The organism is Mucilaginibacter sp. A3364 (assembly GCF_059690715.1).
Window position 1 is genome coordinate 154,627 of the sequence record NZ_JCAWED010000003.1, and the last position, 20,465, is coordinate 175,091.

Here is a 20,465-nt window from a genome sequence, read left to right on the forward strand (position 1 = left end):
TAATCCGGTGATCAGTCCTCCGGAATTCTACTATAAATATAAAAAATAAACAATTAGGCTAATGGCTCATTTTCATTTGTTACAAACCTAATGATTGCTTAATCCGCAACATTAACCTTAAAGCAAAAATTCAATTATACGTTTATTGGGATAAAAGGGTTTCAACTCATTTAAACCCATAGTGTTTACAGCTAAGGCTATCAACTCATCCTGGCTGATGGCGGCGTTTATACCTTGCTTAATACTAAAATACAGACCGGCATCTACCATGGCTTTGAGGGGGATCATCCCTATCAGCTCGCTACCGGTTACGGTTACGCCATGGCGGGCTGCACTGGCGCAAACCTCGTCATATACTACATGGATAGGGCTTACATTAATATTCGTCAGGTTCATTGATACCTGGGCCTTGCCATATTCCTCGATATACCAGCCTATGGCTTTTACATTTTTTAGGGCGCCCGGAATCTTAACCCTTCCCTCGGCGGTTTGGATGGTACGGCCGGTTTCGCGAACGTCCTGGGCTATTTGGTGGGCGGCATCTTTTGAGGCGCTGTCCAGGTTTATGTTATAGGCTACCAGGAAATCGCGGGCGCCTATTACGGTGGCGCCTGTTTTGGCATTCATTTCGTGCGAACCAAAATCCGGCTTCCATTCCGGCAATTTAATTTTTTCAAAAAATCCCTCATACTCGCCGCCGCGAATCACCGCCAGGTTACTCCGCTTTTTATCGGCCTGGGCGTGCTCATATAAATATACCGGGATACCCAACTCCTCGCCTACGCGTTTGGCCAGCTTTTCGGCATATACGGCTACCTCATCCAGCGTTATCCCGCTGATGGGGATAAGCGGGCATACATCGGTGGCGCCCATGCGGGGGTGGGTGCCGGTTTGGGTGCGCATATCGATCAGTTGGGCGGCGGTTTTGATGGCTAGGTACGCGGCTTCTGTTACGGCCTCCGGCTCGCCGGCGAAGGTCATCACCGTGCGGTTGGCGCCTTTTCCGGGGTCGACGTTTAGCAGCTTTACATTTTTTACCGAGGCTATGGCAGCGGCAATGCTGTTAATTACCGCTTCGTTAACCCCTTCACTAAAATTTGGAACGCACTCAATTACTGGCTTCATATCTGCACGCAAGATAAGCAAACTGTAGCGGTTTATGCGTAGCTGCTACAGTGATACACTTTTAGTGATACACCCGCTACACCTCTTTTCGGTTTTTATCAAACTCTCGGATTTAATTTTAAATAACTATAAATCAACATATTATAAAATAATTTTCACTAATATTTGGCAATCAAAAAAGGTTATCTACTTTTGTAGTGTACTAGTTAACTAGTACACTAATACACTTAAACTTTAACTCGTATGATCAACATCTCGCAACTTACATTTGGTTATGGCAAACACAAGCTGTTTGATAACCTTTCGCTGTCGCTGCAGCCGGGGCATATTTATGGTTTGCTGGGCATGAACGGCGCGGGCAAATCAACCCTGTTAAAAAACATTGCCGGGCTGGTTTTCCCATGGTCGGGTACGTGTACGCTAAACGGCATGAGCGCCCAAAAACGCCAGCCATCCTTTTTACAGGAACTCTTCTTCGTACCCGAAGAAATTTACCTGCCGGCCGTTAACGCCAAACAATTCGCTAAAGATACCGGCCACTTTTACCCAAAGTTTAATGCCGAACTATTCAACAGCATACTGGCCGAGTTTGAAGTACCGGCTGATGAACTGCTTACCAAACTATCCTACGGTCAGCAAAAAAAGGCCATGATCGCCTTCGGCGTTGCCGCTAATACCAGCCTGTTAATTATGGACGAGCCTACCAACGGACTGGACATTCCCTCAAAAGCGCAGTTCCGCAAACTAATAGCTTCGGGCCTAACCGATGACCGTTGCATCATCATATCAACCCACCAGGTACGCGATCTGGATAACCTGATAGATGCCGTAGTGGTATTGCATAACCGCCGTATTGTATTGGCGCAGGGCATAGACGAGATTGCCGAACGTGTAAACTTCGGCATCATCCCGGCAGGCAGCGAACACATTTATGCCGAACCTAATTTAAGTGGCCTGAACGCCATAACCGCCAACACCAACGGCAGCTACACGCGTGTAGACCTTGAACTTCTGTTCAACGCCATCATCAGCAATAACCCAAACCTTATCAATATACTAAACGGCTAAGCATATGAAACGATCAAGCTTATTTTGGCTGGCCGCCATTTGCTTAGCCGCCATACCCCTGCTGGTGATGGACATCCCCAAACATTATTTGGATTGGAAAAAAGAGGTGCATGATGAAATGATTACCACGGTACACAACTTTTATAACCTTAACCGTGCCGAGAAAGCCGGTCGCCTGGATGCTATCCTCGAAGCCAACAAAACCCTGATGGCCAAAATGTACATCAAAAGCTTTGTTGGAGTATTGTTGCTGGCGCTGAGTGTTTACCTCTTCATCCGCAGTAAAAAACAAAACGGAAGCTTTTTTAAAGCAGCGGGCATAAGCGTGGGGATGGTAGTGTTAAGTGTAGGTATAAAACTATATATGTGGATGGGTTTCAGCGGCGATGACAAAATTAGGCTCATCACCCTGTCCCCAACTGATACCTCGCTTACAGCAATTTACAACAGCCATTTTAAAGGCAAAGTAGTATACGTTGATTTTTGGGGGACCACCTGCGGCCCCTGCCTGGAGGAGTTTAGAAGTTTTAACAAACCCTTGAAACAAAACCTGGCCGCGCATAAGGATATTGCCTACCTGTACATATGCGGTGGTAAGGAAGTGCTTTGGAAACAACAGATCCAGAAGTTGAATGTAGAAGGCGATCACCTGTTCTTAAACGCTGCCGATTACCGTCATTATTTTAAGGAAGCTATAAAAGGCGATAAGGATACGCTGGTGGCCATGCCCCGTTACCTCATCATGGATCAAAGCGGCAAAATTGTTAACACCAACGCGCCGCGCCCAAGCGATAGGGCCAAAATATCAGCTTCGCTAACACAATATTTAAACACAAACCCTACACCTGCTAAACTATAACGTTATGAACAACACATTTAACGCAAAGCGCTTCGGGCTGCTTTTTAAAAAATATACTATTGAGCATGGCAAAGCCAACTTACTATCCATAGCGGTATTAATTGGCATATTGTTTATTGTACTGGGCATAGCCGCGCTATTTGATAAGCGACTAAGCGGAGGTGCGCAGGAGGCCATGTTCTCGGTTTGCCTTTTGGCCACGGGCTGCATTTTTACCAGTATGATATTCATCGGCCTTAGCGATAAACGAAAGGCCATACCCGAACTTACCCTGCCGGTATCGCACTTTGAAAAATACCTCGTAGCCTGGATCTATTCGTTCCTGATATACCTTATCATTTTTATAGCCTGTTTTTATGGCACGGCCAGTATTGTTAAAGCCATTACACCCGATAGATCGGGCTATGGTAAAGATGCCCTGATCAATGTGTTTGACCCGGAACAGGACTCGATAATAGCCCTTTTTGCCTATGCCATACTACACGGTTTCTGCTTTTGGGGGGCTATATTTTTTAAACGTATGCACTTTATAAAAACAGCCTTTATGTTTTTTGTATGCCTGATGATATTGATGTTTGTTAACAGGTTGCTTACTGGTGTAATTATATACGGCGGATCGTTTACAGAAATTATGCCTTTTAGCAACGTGCATTTTAGAGATGCTAACGACCGCTTTGTAAGTATTGGCGTAGCCGACAATATAAAAACGGTTGGCTTAGGCGTGCTGGTTGCAATTGTATTACTGTTTTGGACCAGCGCCTTCTTCAGGCTTAAAGAAAAGGAGGTTTAGCGTATGAATTTTAAAGAGAAAGACCCCATATACCTGCAGATAGCAGAGTATGTGAACGATAATATTATACTGGGCAAATGGCAGCCTGATGAAAAAATACCATCGGTGCGCGAACTGGCTGCCAGCATGGAGGTAAACCCCAACACGGTTACCCGCGGATATGACCATTTACAGGCCAACGGCATTATTACCAATCGCCGCGGTATGGGCATGTTTGTTACCCCTGATGCTTTGGAACAGATAAAAGGCCTGCGCCGCGACCGCTTTTTTGAGCAGGAACTGCCCGACCTGTTTACCACCGTGTACCTGTTAGAGATCAATATTGACGAGCTACGCGATCGTTATCAAACCTTTATTCAAAACCTAAACGCTAAACTAAGCAACAATGAAAACAAGTAATAAAATATTGGTAGTAGCCGCGGTAATACTGTTTGGTTATTTAATTATATACAACCTGGGCCTTAAAGCCGAATATGCCAAAGGCGAATACAAAAGTCGTTTTTACGAGATGCATAAAGTTGATGTAAAAGATTTTAGCGCCATACAAAACAACCTGGGCAATATGTTTGGTGTGACGATTGAATATGGCCCCCAATATGCCATATGGGTACACAATACCATGAACAACACCGTTAGCTTTACCAAAACAGGTAAAACCCTTAACATTGATTTTAAAACCAAGCATGACGACTATCATTACGGTGGCAACATGGTAACTATTATTTGCCCTGTGTTGGATAAGGTAACCACCTTAAAAAAAGCCGATCAATATGTAAGCACCTATGCAGGCACCACTATTTCGGGCTTTGATATACCATTGCTTAAGCTAAATGTGGGATTTTTCACCAAAATTGAGTTAGAGAAAAATAACATTGGCCAATTGGATGCCTTTGTGGAAGGCTTGTCGGGCGGCACCGAAACCGGCGATGGACTGATCATCCGCAAAAACAATAAAATTAACAACGCCAAATTTGAAACCAGGATGGACGGCGGTCGGGCTACTATCAAATTGTATGATCCTACTATAGAGAAGGCAAGCTTTAATGTATCTGATAGTACGGTGTTAATGGTAACGGGTAAGTTGTTGCAGGGGTTGAAGAGGTAAAGTTCCAACGCGTCATTACGAGGAACGAGCGTAGTAATCCCCTTGAGAAAAGTAGCCAAGCGCATGCTTACCGGTCGCTCGGGGATTGCTATGCTACGCTCGCAATGACGTGTTTTTTTATTTCCCGTCCCAGCAGGGTCTCTCCTTAGAGGACCCTGCGTTGTGATTACATACGGCCCGACGCAGGTTCCCTGAGAGAAGTAGCCGAGCGCACGTTTACTTATCGCTTGGGGATTACTACGCTACGCTCGTAATGACGGGTATTTGTTAATTCCTGCAACCATGAACCATGAACTAATCCTTAACCCAACTTTCATCCCATTTTCATACACTTTGGTCACATTTGCTATGCCTGCTGTAACTATCACACTACTTTGGCGTCATTATTTAAAAAAAGCCTTACCAGCAATAACAAGGTAACAAGCTCGTTAAATAGTGTTAAAAATTTTATTTACTAAAACCTTAGTTATACATTCGCCAAACCAACCACAACCTCATGAAACTCACAATTTCTACAATTGTACTAACCCTGCTATGTTTAACAGGTTTCGCCCAAACTAACTATACCATAAAAGGTATAGCGGCAGATACCATCGACAAAAGCAAACTCACCAACGCCACCATCATGGCGCTTAATGCTAAAGACAGCACCCTGCAAAAGTTTACCCGGGCAAAAGCCGACGGCAGCTTCGCGCTTAACAATTTACCCGGCGGTGCTACTATCGTAGTAATATCCTATCCCGGCTACGCCGATTACACCGAAACCATTTCGCTAAATCCTGAAAAAACAGCGCATGATTTTGGCACCGTAGCCATGATATTAAAGGCTAAACTATTACAGGACATTTTAATAAAAGGTAAGGTAGACGCCATAAAAATTAAAGGCGATACCACCGAATTTAATGCACGCGCCTACACCATACAACCCAATGCCAAGGTTGAGGACCTGATCAAACAGTTCCCCGGCATACAGGTGGATAAGGATGGTAAAATAACCGCCCAGGGCGCTACCGTAAGTAAGGTACTGTTGGATGGCGAGGAGTTTTTTGGCGACGACCCTACCCTGGTTACCAAAAACATACGTGCCGATATGGTGGATAAGGTGCAGCTTTACGACAAGAAAAGCGACCAGGCAACCTTTACCGGCATTGACGATGGCAAGACCGATAAAACCCTGAACATTAAACTAAAAGAAGGCAAAAAGAAAGGCTATTTTGGTAAGATAGACGCGGGCATTGGTACCGATAAGTTTTACACCGGGCAGTTGCTGTACAACAAGTTCCAGGACAAGCAAAAATTTTCGATATACGGTATTGGCGCCAACAATGGCAAAACCGGTTTGAACTGGGATGATCAGCAAAAATATGCCGACGGTAATAACGTGGAGTATATGGACGGCGGCGGCATCATGTTCTTCGGTGGCGGGAATGACCTTTATTATAATGGCGATGGTTTGCCGGTGGCACGTACAGGTGGCGTACACTATGATAATAAATGGGGGGCTAATGATAAGTACAACTTGAACACCAACTACAAAATAGGTATGCTGGATATTGACGGCGTGCGCAGTACCCGCACCCAGCAAACCCTTCCCGACAGGATCATCAACAGCATATCAAACCAAACCAATACCAACTCAACCAACAGGCAAAAGTTTGATTTTACGTATAAAATACAGTTTGATACCACAGCCAATATTAAAATTGCGGTTGATGGTACGTTGCGTAACCGCAAATCGGCCACGCTGTCGTTAGATACGAGTCGCCGTGGGGATATGAGCTTACTTAACTTAAACAACACCGATGTAAGCAACAATACTGATGCGCGCAACTTTAACGCCAGCGCTTTCTACACCAAAAAACTGAAGAAAAAAGGCCGCACCATTTCGGCATTAATAGGCGCTACCCTGAATGACGAGAAAAGCGATGGCTACCAAAAATCACTGATCGAATATTTTGACGACCTGGGTGTTTTGATACCGGCAAGAACCGAGAACATTGATCAACATAAAATAGGCCTTAACAAAAGCACGGTATTCAACACCAACTTTACTTATACCGAGCCATTGTCAAAATCGTTATCGCTGGTAGTTAACTACGGCTTCAATATGAATAACGGCCGGTCGGATCAACGCGTGCTATCAAAAGTTGGTGCCGACTATACCAACTTCGTCGATTCGTTGAGCAACAACTTTAAACTTAACCAGCTATCAAACCAGGTTGGTGCCATTATTAATTACAACAAAGGTAAAACCGTAATTAACTTTGGTACCAAAGCGGCCGATGTGTTATTTGAGCAGATAAACGAATATACCGGCAACATATTTAAGCGCCACTTTGTAAACTGGAACCCACAGGCAAGCTACCAGTATAAATTTTCGCAGCAATCATCGTTCAGGCTAAGCTATAATGGTAACACACAACAGCCATCTATAAACCAGATACAGCCTGTGCGTAATAACAGCAATCCGTTGTTTCAAACCCTGGGTAACCCTAATTTGAAACCGGCTTTCCGCAGCAATTTCAATATCAGCTACAACTCGTACAAGGTGTTAAGTGGTCAGGATTTTTACCTGTCGGGAAGTTATGGTTTTACCGGCAACCCTATTGTAAACAATACATCGACGGATAATGGTGGTAAAACCACATCGCAGTTTTTTAACCTGGATAAAATGCCAATCAATTACCGTTTGTATGTAAACTATGGCCGCAAAATAAAAGGCCCTGAAATAAACGTAGGCATTAACTTAAGCACCAACGGTAACGAATCGTACAACCTGGTGAGCAGCCCTGCCGCAAAGGACCAGTTGAACAAAACAACGTCGACCAGTTACTCGGCACGCTTAAGCCTGAGCAAATACAAGCAAAACAAGTTTGACTTGTACGGATCATTCGGCCCAACATATTCTATCAACGAATCATCGTTACAACCAACCCGCAACAGTAACGCGCGCGGCTGGAGCGGCTACAGCTGGATGGGCGTTTACCTGCCTAAAGGTTTCGAGATCAACTCGGATATGGAATACACTTATAATGGCGCCACCGCGGCCCTGCCACAACCTTTTGAACGCTTTTTATGGAACGCGGGCATTAGCAAAAAATTCCTGAAAGAAAAAAACCTGAAAGTAGGCATCAATGTGAATGACCTGCTTAACCAAAACACCGGCTTTGACCGTAACGTGTACGACGGCCGGATAGTGGAGAACCGCTTTACTACCATTAAGCGTTACTTTATGTTCACCGTAGTTTATGATTTTACTAAAATGGGTATAACCCCTACCGCAAAATAATTACCGCCATGAAAAATATATTATTTACCGCCATTGGCCTTTTTATATTAACCCAAAGCAGCGTAGCGCAGCACACGCGTTTTGTAAACTCCGGCACTATCGAGTTTACCAAAACCTCAAACACGTTTGCTATTATGCGCCGCGAGATCAATAAGGATAACGAAAGTTATATGCAGCCTTTTTATGACTCGTACAAAAAAAGCAACCCGCAGTTTAAAGCGCTAAAAAGCACGCTGAAGTTTGGCGGCAACAAAACCCTGTTTACCCCGCAGGAAGAGGAAACCACGAGCAATAACTTTTTTAACATGGTTATTGCCCAGCAAAACTCTACCATTTATCATGACCTGAATACAGGTATAGCCACCAGTCAGCGTAAAGTGTTTGAAGAAACTTTTTTACTGAAAGACAGCCTGCGCAACATTAAATGGAAGATAACCGAGGAAACCCGCGAGATAGCGGGCTACCCCTGCCGCCGCGCCAACGCCATAGTAATGGACTCGATATACGTGGTAGCGTTTTATACCGATAAGATCCCCGTATCTGGCGGCCCCGAATCATTTAGCGGCCTGCCGGGAATGATACTAGGCGTTGCCCTGCCGCACGAAAATATCAACTGGTTTGCCACCAAAGTAACCGACAGCGCCATGCCCGAAACCAGCATGGTGCCGCCCAAAAAAGGCAAAGCCGTAAACAATAAAAGCTACAAAGGCACACTGGATGCCGCCCTAAAAGAATGGGGTACGTATGCCAATAGTTATATGAAGGCGTTCTTTCTGTAGTTACCTAAAGACTTACGAAGTTTTAAAACGGCGAAGCCCTCAATGAGGCCTTTGAAAAACAAACAATACCGAATTAAACTTCGTAAGTCTGAACGACAAAGCCGGATTGTTAACGCAATCCGGCTTTGTTGTTATAAGCTACTGTGTTAGATACTTTGTAAAAAACTCTAGGGTCAACTCAAAGTCCCGCGCGTTAAAAACGTGGCCGAGGTTTTTTTGTATTTCTATCTGCAATTTATCTTCAGCTTTTGCTGCTTTGTAAGCCTCAGTTGCCGATGCAAACCCTATCTGCGCACCGGGGAAGGGGTTGTTCAAATCTTTATCCTTACTCAAAATCAAAACCGGTCGCGGGGCCAGCAGGCGCACCATGGATGGAAAATCAAACTCGCCGGTAATGCCGGGGATGATCTTATCCCAAACGGCTTTAACGTTGGCTTGGCTTAAAACTGAATCGCCCATATCACGGGCTGCTTTCATATGCGCGGCCTGTATGGTGCCGGCCCTACCCTGCCACTGATTATTCTCCAACGACCATTTGAAACTTTGCGCCGCTATGCCCAGTACGGTAGTGTGCACGCGTTTGTCAACTCCGGCAGACAGCCAGGTTTCCATCCCACCCATGGATATGCCGCCCATGCCAATGCGGTCGGCACGCACATCTGGGCGGGTGCTGAGGTAGTCTACGAGGCGCCATAGGTCATAGGCGGTATCATAAAGGAAGGGGTATTGCCGGTGGGTTTTGTCGGTATTTTTGTAGGCTTGGTAGGCGGCTTCGGTGTATTCCCGTGAGCCATGCGCCCCGCCGGGGACGCGTTCGCCATGGTAGCGGGCGTCGATGGCTATACCCATGATGCCGCGTTTGGCTAGTTTGGTGAAGAAGGCGCGGGTATCGGCGGCATCTTTACTGCCACCAGTGCCATGCAGCCATATCACCACCGGAAATTTGGTTTGCCCTGGGGCGACTGGTTTGTAGATTATAATGGGAACTTTTTCATTCGCCTCGCTAAAAATGTAGCCCTTATCAACCTGGATGGAGTCTTTGCGTAGGGTATTAAATGATGGTTGCGAATCAACCTTGGGGCGTTGCAGCAGGGCGGTAAAATCTTTCGCCACCTGTGTTGCCGGCAGGTATTGCGGGGTTTGGGCTAAAACTATACTTGTGCAAAGTATAAGGGTGCTTGTGCAAAGTATTTGGTGTAATCGGTTGAGCATGGTATTAAAGTTAGGTAACATTTGCAGCATGCGGTGTAACATTTATGCGGGTAAAATTTACAAAACGGTGTTACACGCCCCTCACAATTTTGGCTTAGCTTTGAGAAACTAAATTTATTGCCTAATTTTCTGCAATGCTATCAGAACCTACCTACATAGCTGCCCGCATGGTGGCACCCAACATTGTTGAGCATTTCGGCCGCCACCTGGCTGATGCACAGCTGCATGGTGCCCGCAACCTGGCCGACAAACCCCGAACCCGCATTGTTGAAGCCGTTATTGATGTTTGTTTTTGGGCTAGTTTGCGCAAGGAAGAAGGCCGCTCGCCCAAAATATCCATAGCCATACTGCCGCCCGAGCGTGGTACACAGACGTTCATATTCGGCAACCCGTTGCGCTTAACGCCGACTAACCTGACAAAACTGGCACCTGCCGTTGAAAGCCCGGGTATACACCTGGGTGTTTGGTTTGAGAATGATGAAATTTACGTTTGGGGTACCACCGTTGCCATACCGGGGATATGCTTTGTATTAGAAGTTGTTGAACCCGGCCTGCTGGTGATAAAGCACAGCCGCCGCGAAGGTTTTGGGAAATTCATTAACGTGGCCGTATTGAAAGGCGACGAAATAAAACTGATAGACGAGCAAAACACGAGCTTTTTAGATTGCCCCGCGCTTATTGACTCGTTATTGGGTATGCCGCTGCCACTGATGCTGGATGAGTCGGTTAATATTATGGTTGAGTTGGCGGCTTCTATGCGCGCGCACAAACGTGGTGGGCTGGTATTGATCGTACCTTCCGGGAATGAAGATTGGCAGCGGTCTATCGTTCAGCCGATATCCAACCCGGTGGTGCCACCGTTTGACAGCATTACTACCCTGATGCGCCAAAATACTGCCGAACGCCTCTCCGCCAGCTGGCAGGAAGCCCTGCGCCGGGCCATTGATATTGTGGGCGGATTTACCGCAGTTGATGGCGCCACCATTATTAGCAGAGATTACGAAGTGATGGCCTTTGGCGCCAAAATAGCCCGTGCCGAAATGAGCCTGCCGGTTGACCAGATCATTACCACCGAACCGGTTATTGATGGCAGGCCCCAATACATACACCCCAGCAAAAACGGCGGCACCCGCCACTTGGCCGCCGCCCAGTTTATCTATGACCAGCGCGACGCGGTGGCACTGGTAGCCTCGCAGGATGGCCATTTTACCATCTTCGCATGGGCACCACAGCTGAATATGGTGCATGCGCATAGGATTGATATACTGCTTTTATGACCCCACCCCAGCCCTCCCCGAGGGGGAGGGAGTTTGATTTTGTTGAGCACTGAATGTATCCCCCAACCCTCTTTCCGCCGAAGGCAAAGAGAGGGTGATCAAGCGTGTCGATGATCGGGTGAGTCCCCCTGCGTTAGGGATAGGAAGGGTTTAGCCCCGACGAGGGAGGGGCCGCAGCGATAGCGGAGCCCTGGATAGCCCGGCCCGCCCTCTATCAGGCGGGAACGCCCAACTAACGTTACAAACGTAAGACCACGTTAAGCACTCGTTGCAAACGAGCGCAAGATCAACGACTATGGACTATCGACCATCGACTATGGACTAAAAACAAAACCGTACCTTTGCGCTTTATTTAACAAAAATTGGATACTACAAATCCCCAACATAAAGAATTTGATTTTGCGGCCGGCGAGTTGCTGCTGGTTAACAAGCCTTATAAATGGACCAGCTTTGATGTGGTTGGCAAGCTGCGTAATTCGTTCAAGCCTTTAAAACTGAAGGTTGGCCATGCGGGTACTTTAGACCCCTTGGCTACCGGGCTGCTCATTATCTGTACCGGTAAAATGACCAAGCAGATTGATACCTTCCAGGCTGAAGAGAAGGAATACACCGGCACCATGGTGTTGGGCGCTACCACCCCATCGTACGATATGGAGACCGAGGTTGACGAAACTTTTGACATAAGCAACCTTACCGTGGAGCAGATACGTAATGCCTGTGTGCAGTTTACAGGCAATATACAGCAGTATCCGCCGGCGCATTCGGCCATTAAGGTTGATGGTGAGCGTTTGTATGAAAAAGCCCGCCGTGGCGAAGAGGTTGAACTGAAGCTGCGCAACGTTACCATTACCGAATTTGAAATTACCAGCATTGAACTGCCCGAAGTTAATTTTAGGGTGGTGTGCAGCAAGGGTACTTACATACGGTCGCTGGTGCATGATTTTGGCAAAGCGCTAAACAACGGTGCCTACATGGCCGCCCTGCGCCGCACCCGCAGCGGCAACTTTAAAATTGAAGATGCCTGGGAGGTGATGGATCTGGTGAGCCTGATCAGGGAAAAGAAAGCAACTACTGAATGATTGAATTAACGAATTATTGATTTGAAGATAATTCTAAATTCGAAATTGAACATCCGACATTCGACATGAATATCTACCATCACATAGATGATTTTAAGCCGGTAAATAACGCGGTGGTTACCATTGGCACTTTTGATGGGGTGCATTTGGGGCATCGCAAAATTATTAGCCGTATAAAAGAACTGGCCGCTGCTACCGGCGGCGAAACGGTTATTTTAACTTTTTTTCCGCATCCGCGGATGATTTTGCATCCCGAGGACGAGAGCATTAAACTGATCACCACCATGAACGAAAAGGCTACCCTGCTGGAGCAGCTGGGTGTGGACCATTTGATCATTACCCCTTTTTCGCGCGATTTTTCGAACCAAAGCGCCCAGGATTATATCCGCGATATTTTGGTGAAGAAGATTGGCACTAAAAACATTGTGATTGGTTATGACCACCGTTTCGGTAAGGACCGCAGCGGCGGCCTGGAGGACCTGCTAAAGTTTGCTCCCGAGTATAATTTTGAGGTGATCGAGATATCCGAAGAGGACATTAACGAAGTAGCCGTAAGCTCAACCCGCGTGCGCCAGGCTTTGCTTAATGCCGATATCGCGTTAGCAAACACCCTGCTTGGTTACCCCTTTTTTATTACCGGCAAAGTAATACGCGGCGACCAGATAGGCCGGCAAATTGGCTACCCTACCGCCAATATTATGATAGAAGAACGCTACAAACTGATACCCGGCGACGGCATTTTTGCTGTTAAGGTTGATGTGGATGGCACTATATACCAAGGCATGGCCTACATTGGCACCCGCCCCACAATAGATGGCGTTAGGCGCAATATTGAAGTGAATATTTTTGATTTCGACCGCGAGATTTACAACCAGGTTATACGCATGCAGTTTCATCACTACGTGCGCGGCGATGCCAAATTTAACGGCCTTGACGAGTTGAAAGCCCAGATAGCGAAAGATAAGCTGGAGGTTATTCGCCTATTGGCTCATTAGGTCATTGGGTCATTGGGTCATTGGGTCATTAATGAATTTACCTCTTACCTTTGGTTTTAAATTTTTATACCTTTTGATTTGTAGCATAGTTATTGAACATTTCAATGACTTAATGACGCAATGACCAAATGATTAACCGCAATGACTAAGTTAAACATAGACAAAGCCGAAAGCGAGTTTTTAAACACCACCATTGCCCATTGGGAAAAGGAGGGTTTGCTTGGCGCGGATAAGGCTGATGAGCTGCGCGAATCGTACGTGGTAAAGGGTTTTGATTGGATGCGGCTGGCCAAATATTCGTTTTGGGTGGCTTTGATCTGTGGGGGTGTTTCGTTTACGTTTTTAATAGTTAACGACGCGGTAGTTAATTGGCTGAAGCATTTGTATTATACGCCGGATATTGTGATCAGCATAATTTCGGCTGTGGTGGCCGCTTTCCTGTTTTACTGGGGCCGCCGCCGCGAGCGGCTTTATCCCGAAAAGGTTTTTAGCAACGAGGCGGTTATTTTCACCGGCATTTTATTTACCGCCTGTTGTATTGCCTACCTGGGCAAAACGTTTGATAATGGTTCAGGGCATTATTCTATCCTATTCCTGGTTTCGGTTTTTGTGTATGGAATTTTGGCCTGGCGGATGCATTCGCGCCTGATATGGCTGTTCGCCCTGGTATCGCTGGGTAGTTGGTTCGGCACCGAAACGGGTTACCAAACCCGGTGGACGGACTATTTCCTGGGGATGAACTATCCGCTACGCTTTGTACTGTTTGGCAGTTTACTGGTTACTGGCACCGCCTTGCTGCGCAACCGCAAATGGTTTGCTTATTTTAAAGAACATACGTATGTAGTTGGTTTGCTTTACCTTTTTCTATCCTTATGGCTGCTCAGCATCTTTGGTAATTATGGCAACCTTGATGTATGGTACGGCATAAAACAGATCACTTTATTTTACTGGGGAATTATAGCCGCCGTGGTAGCGGCAGGCTTCCTGCTTTACGGCCTTAAGCGCGGCGATGATATTGCGCGCGAGTTTGGCATCACCTTCCTCATCATCTTCATCTACACCAAATACTTTGAATACTTTTGGGATCATACCAACAAAACCCTGTTCTTCGCCATATTGGCAGCATCGTTTTGGCTGATAGGCCGCAAGGCGGAGAAGATATGGAATTTGAAGAGGAAGGATTAAACAACCTCCCCACGTTATGTCATTTCGACCAACGGGAGAAATCTTATACGCGCGACATATAGCAAGGCGTACAGGATTTCTCCTCGTTCCTCGTTGAAATGACAAAGCTGTTTTAAACATACGTTTATCCACTTATTGTAAAATAAGCATCAATAAACAACGCACTTATTCGTTTTATAAGATTAAACTCTAAATTCGACTCTGGTTTGTTCAAAATTGAAATTCGAAATTGAACATCCGAAATTCGAAATTAAATGGACGTTACCTGTATAAGCTATAAAGAAACGGGCTTCTTTTCGCAAACCGTTATTGATTACCTGGAAGATAAACCGGAATTAAAACCATTTTATAGCCACCGCCCCACGCTGGAAGGCTTTGCCGAATTGTTGCAGCACAAAAAAGTTATTGCCGATCGTGATTTGCTGGCGGATACGCTGACCGATCAATACCAATTGGTGGAGCAATATGCCCGCATTTGGGATGCCGGTTTTTCGTTTCCTCAGCAGGTAAAAGCAAATATCGAGAGCTTAAGGGCCGATAATACGTACACCATTACCACCGGGCACCAGCTGAATATTTTTGGCGGTCCGCTGTATTTTATATACAAGATAGTTTCGGCCATTAAGTTGGCACAGCAGCTAAAGGCGCAGTTCCCCGATAAAAACTTTGTGCCGGTGTATTGGATGGCATCCGAGGATCATGACTTTGCCGAAATAAGCTATACCACCATTGGCGGCAAAAAAGTGCATTGGTGGCTCGAGGCATCTGGCGCTACCGGGCGCATACACCCCGAAACCATGCGCCAGGCGCTTAACCAATACAAAGGCGTGCTGGGTATTGATCATCATGCTATTGAGCTTGCCGAAATTGTGGAAACTGCCTACACCCGTTTTGACCGCCTGGCGGATGCTACCCGCTACATGGTTAATGCACTATTTGGTAAATACGGCTTAGTAATTGTTGATGCCGATAACCGACAGCTAAAACAACAGTTTGCCCCTATTATGGCCCGCGATATTTTAGAGCAAAACAGCTTTAAAAACATTAGCGCTACCAATGAGCAATTGCAGAAATTGGGGGTACATATCCAGGTAAACCCGCGCGAGATCAACTTTTTTTACATGAAGGGGACGCTACGCGAGCGTTTAGTGTTCGAGGATAACAAATACAAGGTATTGAATACCGACATCAGTTTCACTGAGGAGGAACTGCGCCGCGAGATAGATAAAAACCCGGCCAAGTTTAGCCCCAACGTAGTGATGCGCCCTTTGTACCAGGAGTGCATTTTACCCAACATTGCTTACATAGGCGGCGGGGCCGAAGTGGTTTACTGGCTGGAGCTGAAAGCGAATTTTGATTTTTATGGGGTTGATTTCCCTTTGCTGATATTACGCAACTCGGGTTTAGTGGTGCGCAAAGAACCGGCATCAAAAATTAAGCGCATGGAGTTAAGCGCAGCTGATATTTTTATGCCGACGGACGCGCTAAAAAACTTCTGGATAAAAAAACACAGCGAATATAACCTTACCCTGCAACAGGAATGGGCGCAACTACAGGACGTATTTACCGCCCTTAAAACCCGCGCCGCCAAGATCGACCCAACCCTGGGCCCATCTACCGAAGCCGTGGCCGTGCGCCTTAAAAAGGCTATTGATAACCTGGAGAAAAAACTGGTAAAAGCCGAACGCAAAAACTACCACACCCGCCTGGAGCAAATAGAACAGATCAAAACCGAACTGTTCCCCGGCGGCAGCTTGCAGGAACGTAATGAAAACTTTGGCCTGCTATATGTGCGCTGGGGCGAAGCTTTTATTGATGAGTTGGTGCGTGCTTTTGAGCCTTTGGATTTTGAGTTTGCGGTGTTGACGGAGGCCTAATCCCGACAGGTGATGAAAATACTTGCTATAAGCTTATTTTTTTTAGCGTTACCCATTAAGCGGCAAGAACCCGATCCCGATGTGCAGAAAGCCACAATAGGCGGAACTGTTTATAAAGCCGTGTTAAATAACGGCCGATTAATAACTATAAGCGCTCGTGGGAAGACCGTTTTTTCTACCGATGTAGAAACCTTAGATGTGGACGCAATTGCCAGTATTAAATTTATTGACTTTAATGGCGACGGCTTTAAAGATCTGCTGATAGACTACCTAACCAATGTACCGGGCATTTGCGACCTGCTGATGTACAATAGCAAGACCAGGAATTTTGTGCGGGTTAAAGATTTTGCTGATTACCCTGCTTCGCAAAAGATCAAAGGCGCAGATCTTTACTACTCGTACCACAGGAGCGGCTGCGCAGATGACAACTGGGACAGCGACCTGTATAAGATCGTCAATTATAAAACTATTAAAATAGGCAATATTTCGGGCCAGGGTTGCGAGCGCGACGACGATAAACTAGGTGTTTTTATTTACACGGTTAAAAACGATAAAGAAAAACTTGTCAAAAAATTCCCTATTACCGTCATTGAAGGTTACAAAAGCTGGAAGTGGGGTTTCATTAAGCAATACTGGACCAAAAACTATCAAAAGTTTCTTCAATAATTCCTCCAGGTTAAACCGCTGCTATTTAAACATATATCCGACCGAAATACCCAGCACATTATTTTTAATGCTGGCATTAGGGGCCGGGGTTATGTTGGCAAGGCCCAGGTCGGCGTTAATGCTTAGCATAAACTTATTGATCTCTAAACCGGCGGTTAAGCTTAGGCCATAGTCAAGCCTTTTGAAACCGCTTGCACTGGCATATAGATCGTAAGATACGGGATTGGTAGTACCGGCACCCGACGCAGCCATATTAACAGTACCTTTAGCCGAAACGCCATAAGCTATATACGGGCCACCGCCCAAAAACACTTTGGTATCTTCGGACGCTTTGAGGTTGTACAGCACATTAATGGGCACCTCTACATAATTAAACTTATACTTATCGGTGCTTGAACCCACAGGCTGTTGATTAGCATCTACCAGGTCAACTTTTGATTGCCAACCTTTAACAGTATACAACAAGCCGGGCTGAATGCTTACGTTTCCGAAATCAACATCAACTATGCCGCCTGCATGAAAGCCTACCGTACTTTGGCTTTTATACAATTTTGGTTTTAGTACTTGATTAGCCAGGTTAAAGCCGCCTTTAAGGCCATAGCTTACCGTTTGCGCAAAGCTGTTAACAGTAAAAAATACCAGAAGAAGAAGTGTGAAGATTATTTTTTTCATCTGTTGATTTGATTGTCTAAATATAGCGGTCTAGCGGTAAGACGCAAAATATTGCGTCTCTACGTTTAGCGTTTTAATATATTTGCAGATGCTTGTTACCGAATCAGCTTTACGAACTTTTACCGAAAACATATTCCTGGCCATGGGCTGCAGCGATGAACACGCTAGGCTTGCTGCTGATGTATTATTACTGTCTGATCTGCGGGGGATAGACTCGCACGGCGTGGCCCGCTTAACCGGCTACGTGCGCCTTTGGGAAAAGAAACGCATTAACCCTACACCTAACATACAAATAGTACACGAAACACCTACCACCGCCACTATCGACGGCGATGCCGGATTGGGTTTAGTGGTAGCGCCTTTTGCTATGAAAGTGGCTATTGAAAAGGCGAAGAAGTATGGGTCGGGCTGGGTGTCTATCCGTAATTCAAACCATTTTGGTATTGCAGGCTATCATGCTCTGATGGCGGTTGAACAAGATATGATCGGTTTTGCCATGACCAATGCAAGCCCGCTGGTTACGCCCACGTTTAGTAATGAGCGCATGTTGGGTACCAACCCGATGTGTTATGCGTTCCCGGCAGGTAAATACCCGCCGGTGATCGTAGATATGGCTACCTCCGCGGCAGCGAATGGTAAATTAGAAATTGCCCAGCGCGCCGGTAAACCCGTGCCCGAAGGCTGGATACAGGATAAACAAGGCGGCTATACTACCGACCCACACGCCCTTAAAAGCGGTGGCGCCCTGTTACCACTGGGCAGCGACCGCGAGCACGGCAGCCACAAAGGTTTCGGCCTGAGCGCTACGGTGGATATTTTATCGGGCGTGCTGTCGGGTGCTAATTATGGCCCCTGGGTGCCGCCGTTCGTGGCGTTTTTAGAACCGCCTAATGACCCGGTGGGCACGGGCATAGGCCACTTTTTAGGCGCTATGCGGGTAGACGGCTTCCGCCCGGTTACAGAGTTTAAAGACCACCTGGATAATTGGATACAGCGTTTTAAATCGGCCTCGGCTATTGATCCCGGGCAAAAGGTAATCATCCCCGGCGAGCCTGAGTTGGAAGCTTTTGCGAATAGGAAAGTGAATGGGATACCTTTGGTTGATGAGGTGGTAAAGGATTTGAATGAGGTGGCGGAGAAGTTGGGAGTGGAAGCTCTTTAAAAGAAGACCGTCATCACGAACGAGGAACGAGCGTGGTGATCCCCTTTAGAAAGGTCGCACGCCTACCGGTCTCAAGGGGATTACTACGCTACGCTCGTAATGACGTTTTGGAGAAATTATAAAATAAAAGAGCCCGTTCAAAATGAACGGGCTCTTTTATTTTATGCTGATACAAAGGCCTTATATCCCCTTAAACAATCTGCTCCAGCGTATTTTGCCGAAGAATGATCCGGCGTCGTCCCAACTCATCCAGATGAAGAGGGCCTTGCCTACGATGTGATCCTCGGGTACAAAACCCCAGAAACGTGAGTCCAGTGAATCATGGCGGTTATCGCCCATCATCCAATAGTAATCCATTTTGAAGGTATAGCTGTCGGTTTTTTGGCCGTTTATTAAAATCTCGCCGTTAATTTCCTGCAGGGTATTTCCTTCGTATACGGTAATAGCGCGACGGTAAATTGGTAGCGTTAGTGTATCCAATTTCACTGTCCAGCCTTTTTTAGGCACTTTTACCGGACCGAAATTGTCGACGTTCCAGTTGTATCTGTGGTCTGTAGGATGCTTAAAATCTGACGGGAACACATTGTAATCGGCAATGCCTTTAGGCTGTATGTTTGGTACAACCGATTTTACGTTAGAATAACCCTTCAACGTTTTGGCCGACTCCTGCGTCATGGTTGGATGAATGCCTTCATAGTTTGAAATATGCAGGTCATTCAATATTTCCGGGTTAATATCCATACCGGTGGTTTGTACGGTATAGTCGGTTTGTTGACCCGGCAGGGTTTCAATAGCCTTGCCATTTACATAAACCTGGGCGTCAATCAATTTGATCTCATCGCCGGGTATACCTATACAACGCTTGATATAGTTCTCGCGTTTATCAACCGGGCGATAAAAAGGTGAATCGGCTTCCATCGGGTAGTTAAATACTACAACGTCGCCATTTTTTACACTGCCGAAACCCGGTAAACGGTGGTAACCCAGTTTAATGCCATCCCAATACGCTTTGGCATCGCCGAAAGGCATAGTGTGATGCGCAAAAGGGAATGCCACCGGTGTCATCGGCGTACGCGGACCGTAGTTTAGTTTGCTCACAAATAAAAAGTCGCCTACCAGTAACGAGCGCTCCATTGATGGCGTAGGAATGGTATAGGCCTCAATAAAAAAGGTACGGATAATGGTAGCTGCTATTACAGCAAACAATATGGCATCAACCCACTCGCGGGTAGGGCTTTTCTTCTTTTTAGTGGTTTTGGCGGCCGACTTCTTGTCTTTGGCCCAGAATTTCCAGTTCATTTATATTGGTATATAATAGTGCGGTA

The 20,465-nt window shown here is 46.2% G+C and carries 18 protein-coding genes; 14 read left to right on the forward strand and 4 right to left on the reverse strand.

The genetic code is table 11. The features are described 5' to 3' along the window. Positions 1-117: 117 nt before the first annotated feature. Positions 118-1,125, reverse strand: a complete 1,008-nt coding sequence (gene ftcD, locus AC59JT_RS18930; protein WP_497402025.1) for a glutamate formimidoyltransferase — start codon at positions 1,123-1,125, stop codon at positions 118-120. A gap of 243 nt (positions 1,126-1,368) precedes the next feature. Between ftcD and AC59JT_RS18935 the strand changes: the two genes are divergently transcribed. The 7 genes from AC59JT_RS18935 (at position 1,369) to AC59JT_RS18965 (ending at position 9,015) form a co-directional block, all read left to right on the forward strand. After that, positions 1,369-2,193, forward strand: coding sequence for an ABC transporter ATP-binding protein (locus AC59JT_RS18935; RefSeq protein ID WP_497402027.1), 825 nt, complete (start codon positions 1,369-1,371; stop codon positions 2,191-2,193). 4 nt (positions 2,194-2,197) lie between these two features. Continuing rightward, positions 2,198-3,052 (forward strand): TlpA family protein disulfide reductase, encoded by an 855-nt coding sequence (locus AC59JT_RS18940; RefSeq protein WP_497402029.1) that lies wholly within the window; start codon positions 2,198-2,200, stop codon positions 3,050-3,052. Positions 3,053-3,056: 4 nt separating this feature from the next. Continuing rightward, positions 3,057-3,842, forward strand: a complete 786-nt coding sequence (locus AC59JT_RS18945; protein WP_497402032.1) for a hypothetical protein — start codon at positions 3,057-3,059, stop codon at positions 3,840-3,842. 3 nt (positions 3,843-3,845) lie between these two features. Next, on the forward strand, positions 3,846-4,241 hold the full coding sequence (locus AC59JT_RS18950; RefSeq protein ID WP_497402034.1) for a GntR family transcriptional regulator: 396 nt from the start codon (positions 3,846-3,848) through the stop codon (positions 4,239-4,241). After that, positions 4,228-4,947 (forward strand): hypothetical protein, encoded by a 720-nt coding sequence (locus AC59JT_RS18955; protein WP_497402036.1) that lies wholly within the window; start codon positions 4,228-4,230, stop codon positions 4,945-4,947. The genes AC59JT_RS18950 and AC59JT_RS18955 overlap by 14 nt, the downstream gene beginning before the upstream one ends. A 496-nt stretch (positions 4,948-5,443) precedes the next feature. Beyond that, on the forward strand, positions 5,444-8,236 hold the full coding sequence (locus tag AC59JT_RS18960; RefSeq protein WP_497402038.1) for a TonB-dependent receptor: 2,793 nt from the start codon (positions 5,444-5,446) through the stop codon (positions 8,234-8,236). Positions 8,237-8,244: 8 nt separating this feature from the next. Continuing rightward, a complete protein-coding gene (locus AC59JT_RS18965; protein ID WP_497402040.1) occupies positions 8,245-9,015 on the forward strand; it encodes a GLPGLI family protein in 771 nt (256 codons plus the stop codon). Between the two features lie 138 nt (positions 9,016-9,153). Here AC59JT_RS18965 and AC59JT_RS18970 read toward each other — a convergent pair whose 3' ends face one another. Further along, positions 9,154-10,227: an alpha/beta hydrolase family protein gene (locus tag AC59JT_RS18970; protein ID WP_497402042.1), complete on the reverse strand. Its 1,074-nt coding sequence runs from the start codon at positions 10,225-10,227 to the stop codon at positions 9,154-9,156. 134 nt (positions 10,228-10,361) lie between these two features. On the opposite strand from AC59JT_RS18970, the gene AC59JT_RS18975 reads away from it, so the two are divergent. The 6 genes from AC59JT_RS18975 (at position 10,362) to AC59JT_RS19000 (ending at position 17,306) form a co-directional block, all read left to right on the forward strand. Then, the gene (locus tag AC59JT_RS18975) at positions 10,362-11,504 is read left to right on the forward strand and encodes a putative sensor domain DACNV-containing protein (RefSeq protein ID WP_497402044.1); all 1,143 of its coding nucleotides are present in this window, start codon (positions 10,362-10,364) and stop codon (positions 11,502-11,504) included. Positions 11,505-11,866: 362 nt separating this feature from the next. Then, positions 11,867-12,583 carry a tRNA pseudouridine(55) synthase TruB gene (gene truB / locus AC59JT_RS18980; RefSeq protein WP_497402046.1) on the forward strand — a complete coding sequence of 239 codons (717 nt, stop codon included), beginning with the start codon at positions 11,867-11,869 and terminating at the stop codon, positions 12,581-12,583. A 65-nt stretch (positions 12,584-12,648) separates the two neighbouring features. Then, complete coding sequence (locus AC59JT_RS18985) at positions 12,649-13,578, forward strand: bifunctional riboflavin kinase/FAD synthetase (protein WP_497402048.1); 930 nt, start codon at positions 12,649-12,651, stop codon at positions 13,576-13,578. Positions 13,579-13,719: 141 nt separating this feature from the next. Further along, positions 13,720-14,763, forward strand: a complete 1,044-nt coding sequence (locus AC59JT_RS18990) for a DUF2157 domain-containing protein (protein ID WP_497402051.1) — start codon at positions 13,720-13,722, stop codon at positions 14,761-14,763. Positions 14,764-15,017: 254 nt separating this feature from the next. Further along, positions 15,018-16,640: a bacillithiol biosynthesis cysteine-adding enzyme BshC gene (bshC, locus tag AC59JT_RS18995; protein ID WP_497402053.1), complete on the forward strand. Its 1,623-nt coding sequence runs from the start codon at positions 15,018-15,020 to the stop codon at positions 16,638-16,640. Between the two features lie 12 nt (positions 16,641-16,652). Beyond that, a complete protein-coding gene (locus AC59JT_RS19000) occupies positions 16,653-17,306 on the forward strand; it encodes an XAC2610-related protein (RefSeq protein ID WP_497402056.1) in 654 nt (217 codons plus the stop codon). A gap of 21 nt (positions 17,307-17,327) precedes the next feature. Here AC59JT_RS19000 and AC59JT_RS19005 read toward each other — a convergent pair whose 3' ends face one another. Then, positions 17,328-17,978, reverse strand: a complete 651-nt coding sequence (locus AC59JT_RS19005) for a porin family protein (RefSeq protein ID WP_497402058.1) — start codon at positions 17,976-17,978, stop codon at positions 17,328-17,330. Between the two features lie 88 nt (positions 17,979-18,066). On the opposite strand from AC59JT_RS19005, the gene AC59JT_RS19010 reads away from it, so the two are divergent. Further along, positions 18,067-19,140 (forward strand): Ldh family oxidoreductase, encoded by a 1,074-nt coding sequence (locus tag AC59JT_RS19010; RefSeq protein ID WP_497402060.1) that lies wholly within the window; start codon positions 18,067-18,069, stop codon positions 19,138-19,140. Positions 19,141-19,320: 180 nt separating this feature from the next. On the opposite strand, the gene lepB is transcribed toward AC59JT_RS19010, so the two are convergent. Beyond that, positions 19,321-20,439: a signal peptidase I gene (gene lepB, locus AC59JT_RS19015; protein WP_497402062.1), complete on the reverse strand. Its 1,119-nt coding sequence runs from the start codon at positions 20,437-20,439 to the stop codon at positions 19,321-19,323. Positions 20,440-20,465 lie beyond the last annotated feature (26 nt).

What these genes read in the sequence shown, in the direction of transcription:
- AC59JT_RS18955 (WP_497402036.1), top strand. Translation starts at nt 4,228, where the DNA reads ATGAAAACAAGTAATAAAATATTGGTAGTAGCCGCGGTAATACTGTTT.
- AC59JT_RS18945 (WP_497402032.1), top strand. Translation starts at nt 3,057, where the DNA reads ATGAACAACACATTTAACGCAAAGCGCTTCGGGCTGCTTTTTAAAAAA.
- AC59JT_RS18965 (WP_497402040.1), top strand. Translation starts at nt 8,245, where the DNA reads ATGAAAAATATATTATTTACCGCCATTGGCCTTTTTATATTAACCCAA.
- AC59JT_RS18970 (WP_497402042.1), bottom strand. Translation starts at nt 10,227, where the DNA reads ATGCTCAACCGATTACACCAAATACTTTGCACAAGCACCCTTATACTT.
- AC59JT_RS18960 (WP_497402038.1), top strand. Translation starts at nt 5,444, where the DNA reads ATGAAACTCACAATTTCTACAATTGTACTAACCCTGCTATGTTTAACA.
- AC59JT_RS18940 (WP_497402029.1), top strand. Translation starts at nt 2,198, where the DNA reads ATGAAACGATCAAGCTTATTTTGGCTGGCCGCCATTTGCTTAGCCGCC.
- AC59JT_RS18935 (WP_497402027.1), top strand. Translation starts at nt 1,369, where the DNA reads ATGATCAACATCTCGCAACTTACATTTGGTTATGGCAAACACAAGCTG.
- AC59JT_RS18950 (WP_497402034.1), top strand. Translation starts at nt 3,846, where the DNA reads ATGAATTTTAAAGAGAAAGACCCCATATACCTGCAGATAGCAGAGTAT.
- AC59JT_RS19005 (WP_497402058.1), bottom strand. Translation starts at nt 17,978, where the DNA reads ATGAAAAAAATAATCTTCACACTTCTTCTTCTGGTATTTTTTACTGTT.
- AC59JT_RS18990 (WP_497402051.1), top strand. Translation starts at nt 13,720, where the DNA reads ATGACTAAGTTAAACATAGACAAAGCCGAAAGCGAGTTTTTAAACACC.
- AC59JT_RS18975 (WP_497402044.1), top strand. Translation starts at nt 10,362, where the DNA reads ATGCTATCAGAACCTACCTACATAGCTGCCCGCATGGTGGCACCCAAC.
- lepB (WP_497402062.1), bottom strand. Translation starts at nt 20,439, where the DNA reads ATGAACTGGAAATTCTGGGCCAAAGACAAGAAGTCGGCCGCCAAAACC.
- AC59JT_RS18985 (WP_497402048.1), top strand. Translation starts at nt 12,649, where the DNA reads ATGAATATCTACCATCACATAGATGATTTTAAGCCGGTAAATAACGCG.
- AC59JT_RS19000 (WP_497402056.1), top strand. Translation starts at nt 16,653, where the DNA reads ATGAAAATACTTGCTATAAGCTTATTTTTTTTAGCGTTACCCATTAAG.
- bshC (WP_497402053.1), top strand. Translation starts at nt 15,018, where the DNA reads ATGGACGTTACCTGTATAAGCTATAAAGAAACGGGCTTCTTTTCGCAA.
- ftcD (WP_497402025.1), bottom strand. Translation starts at nt 1,125, where the DNA reads ATGAAGCCAGTAATTGAGTGCGTTCCAAATTTTAGTGAAGGGGTTAAC.
- AC59JT_RS19010 (WP_497402060.1), top strand. Translation starts at nt 18,067, where the DNA reads ATGCTTGTTACCGAATCAGCTTTACGAACTTTTACCGAAAACATATTC.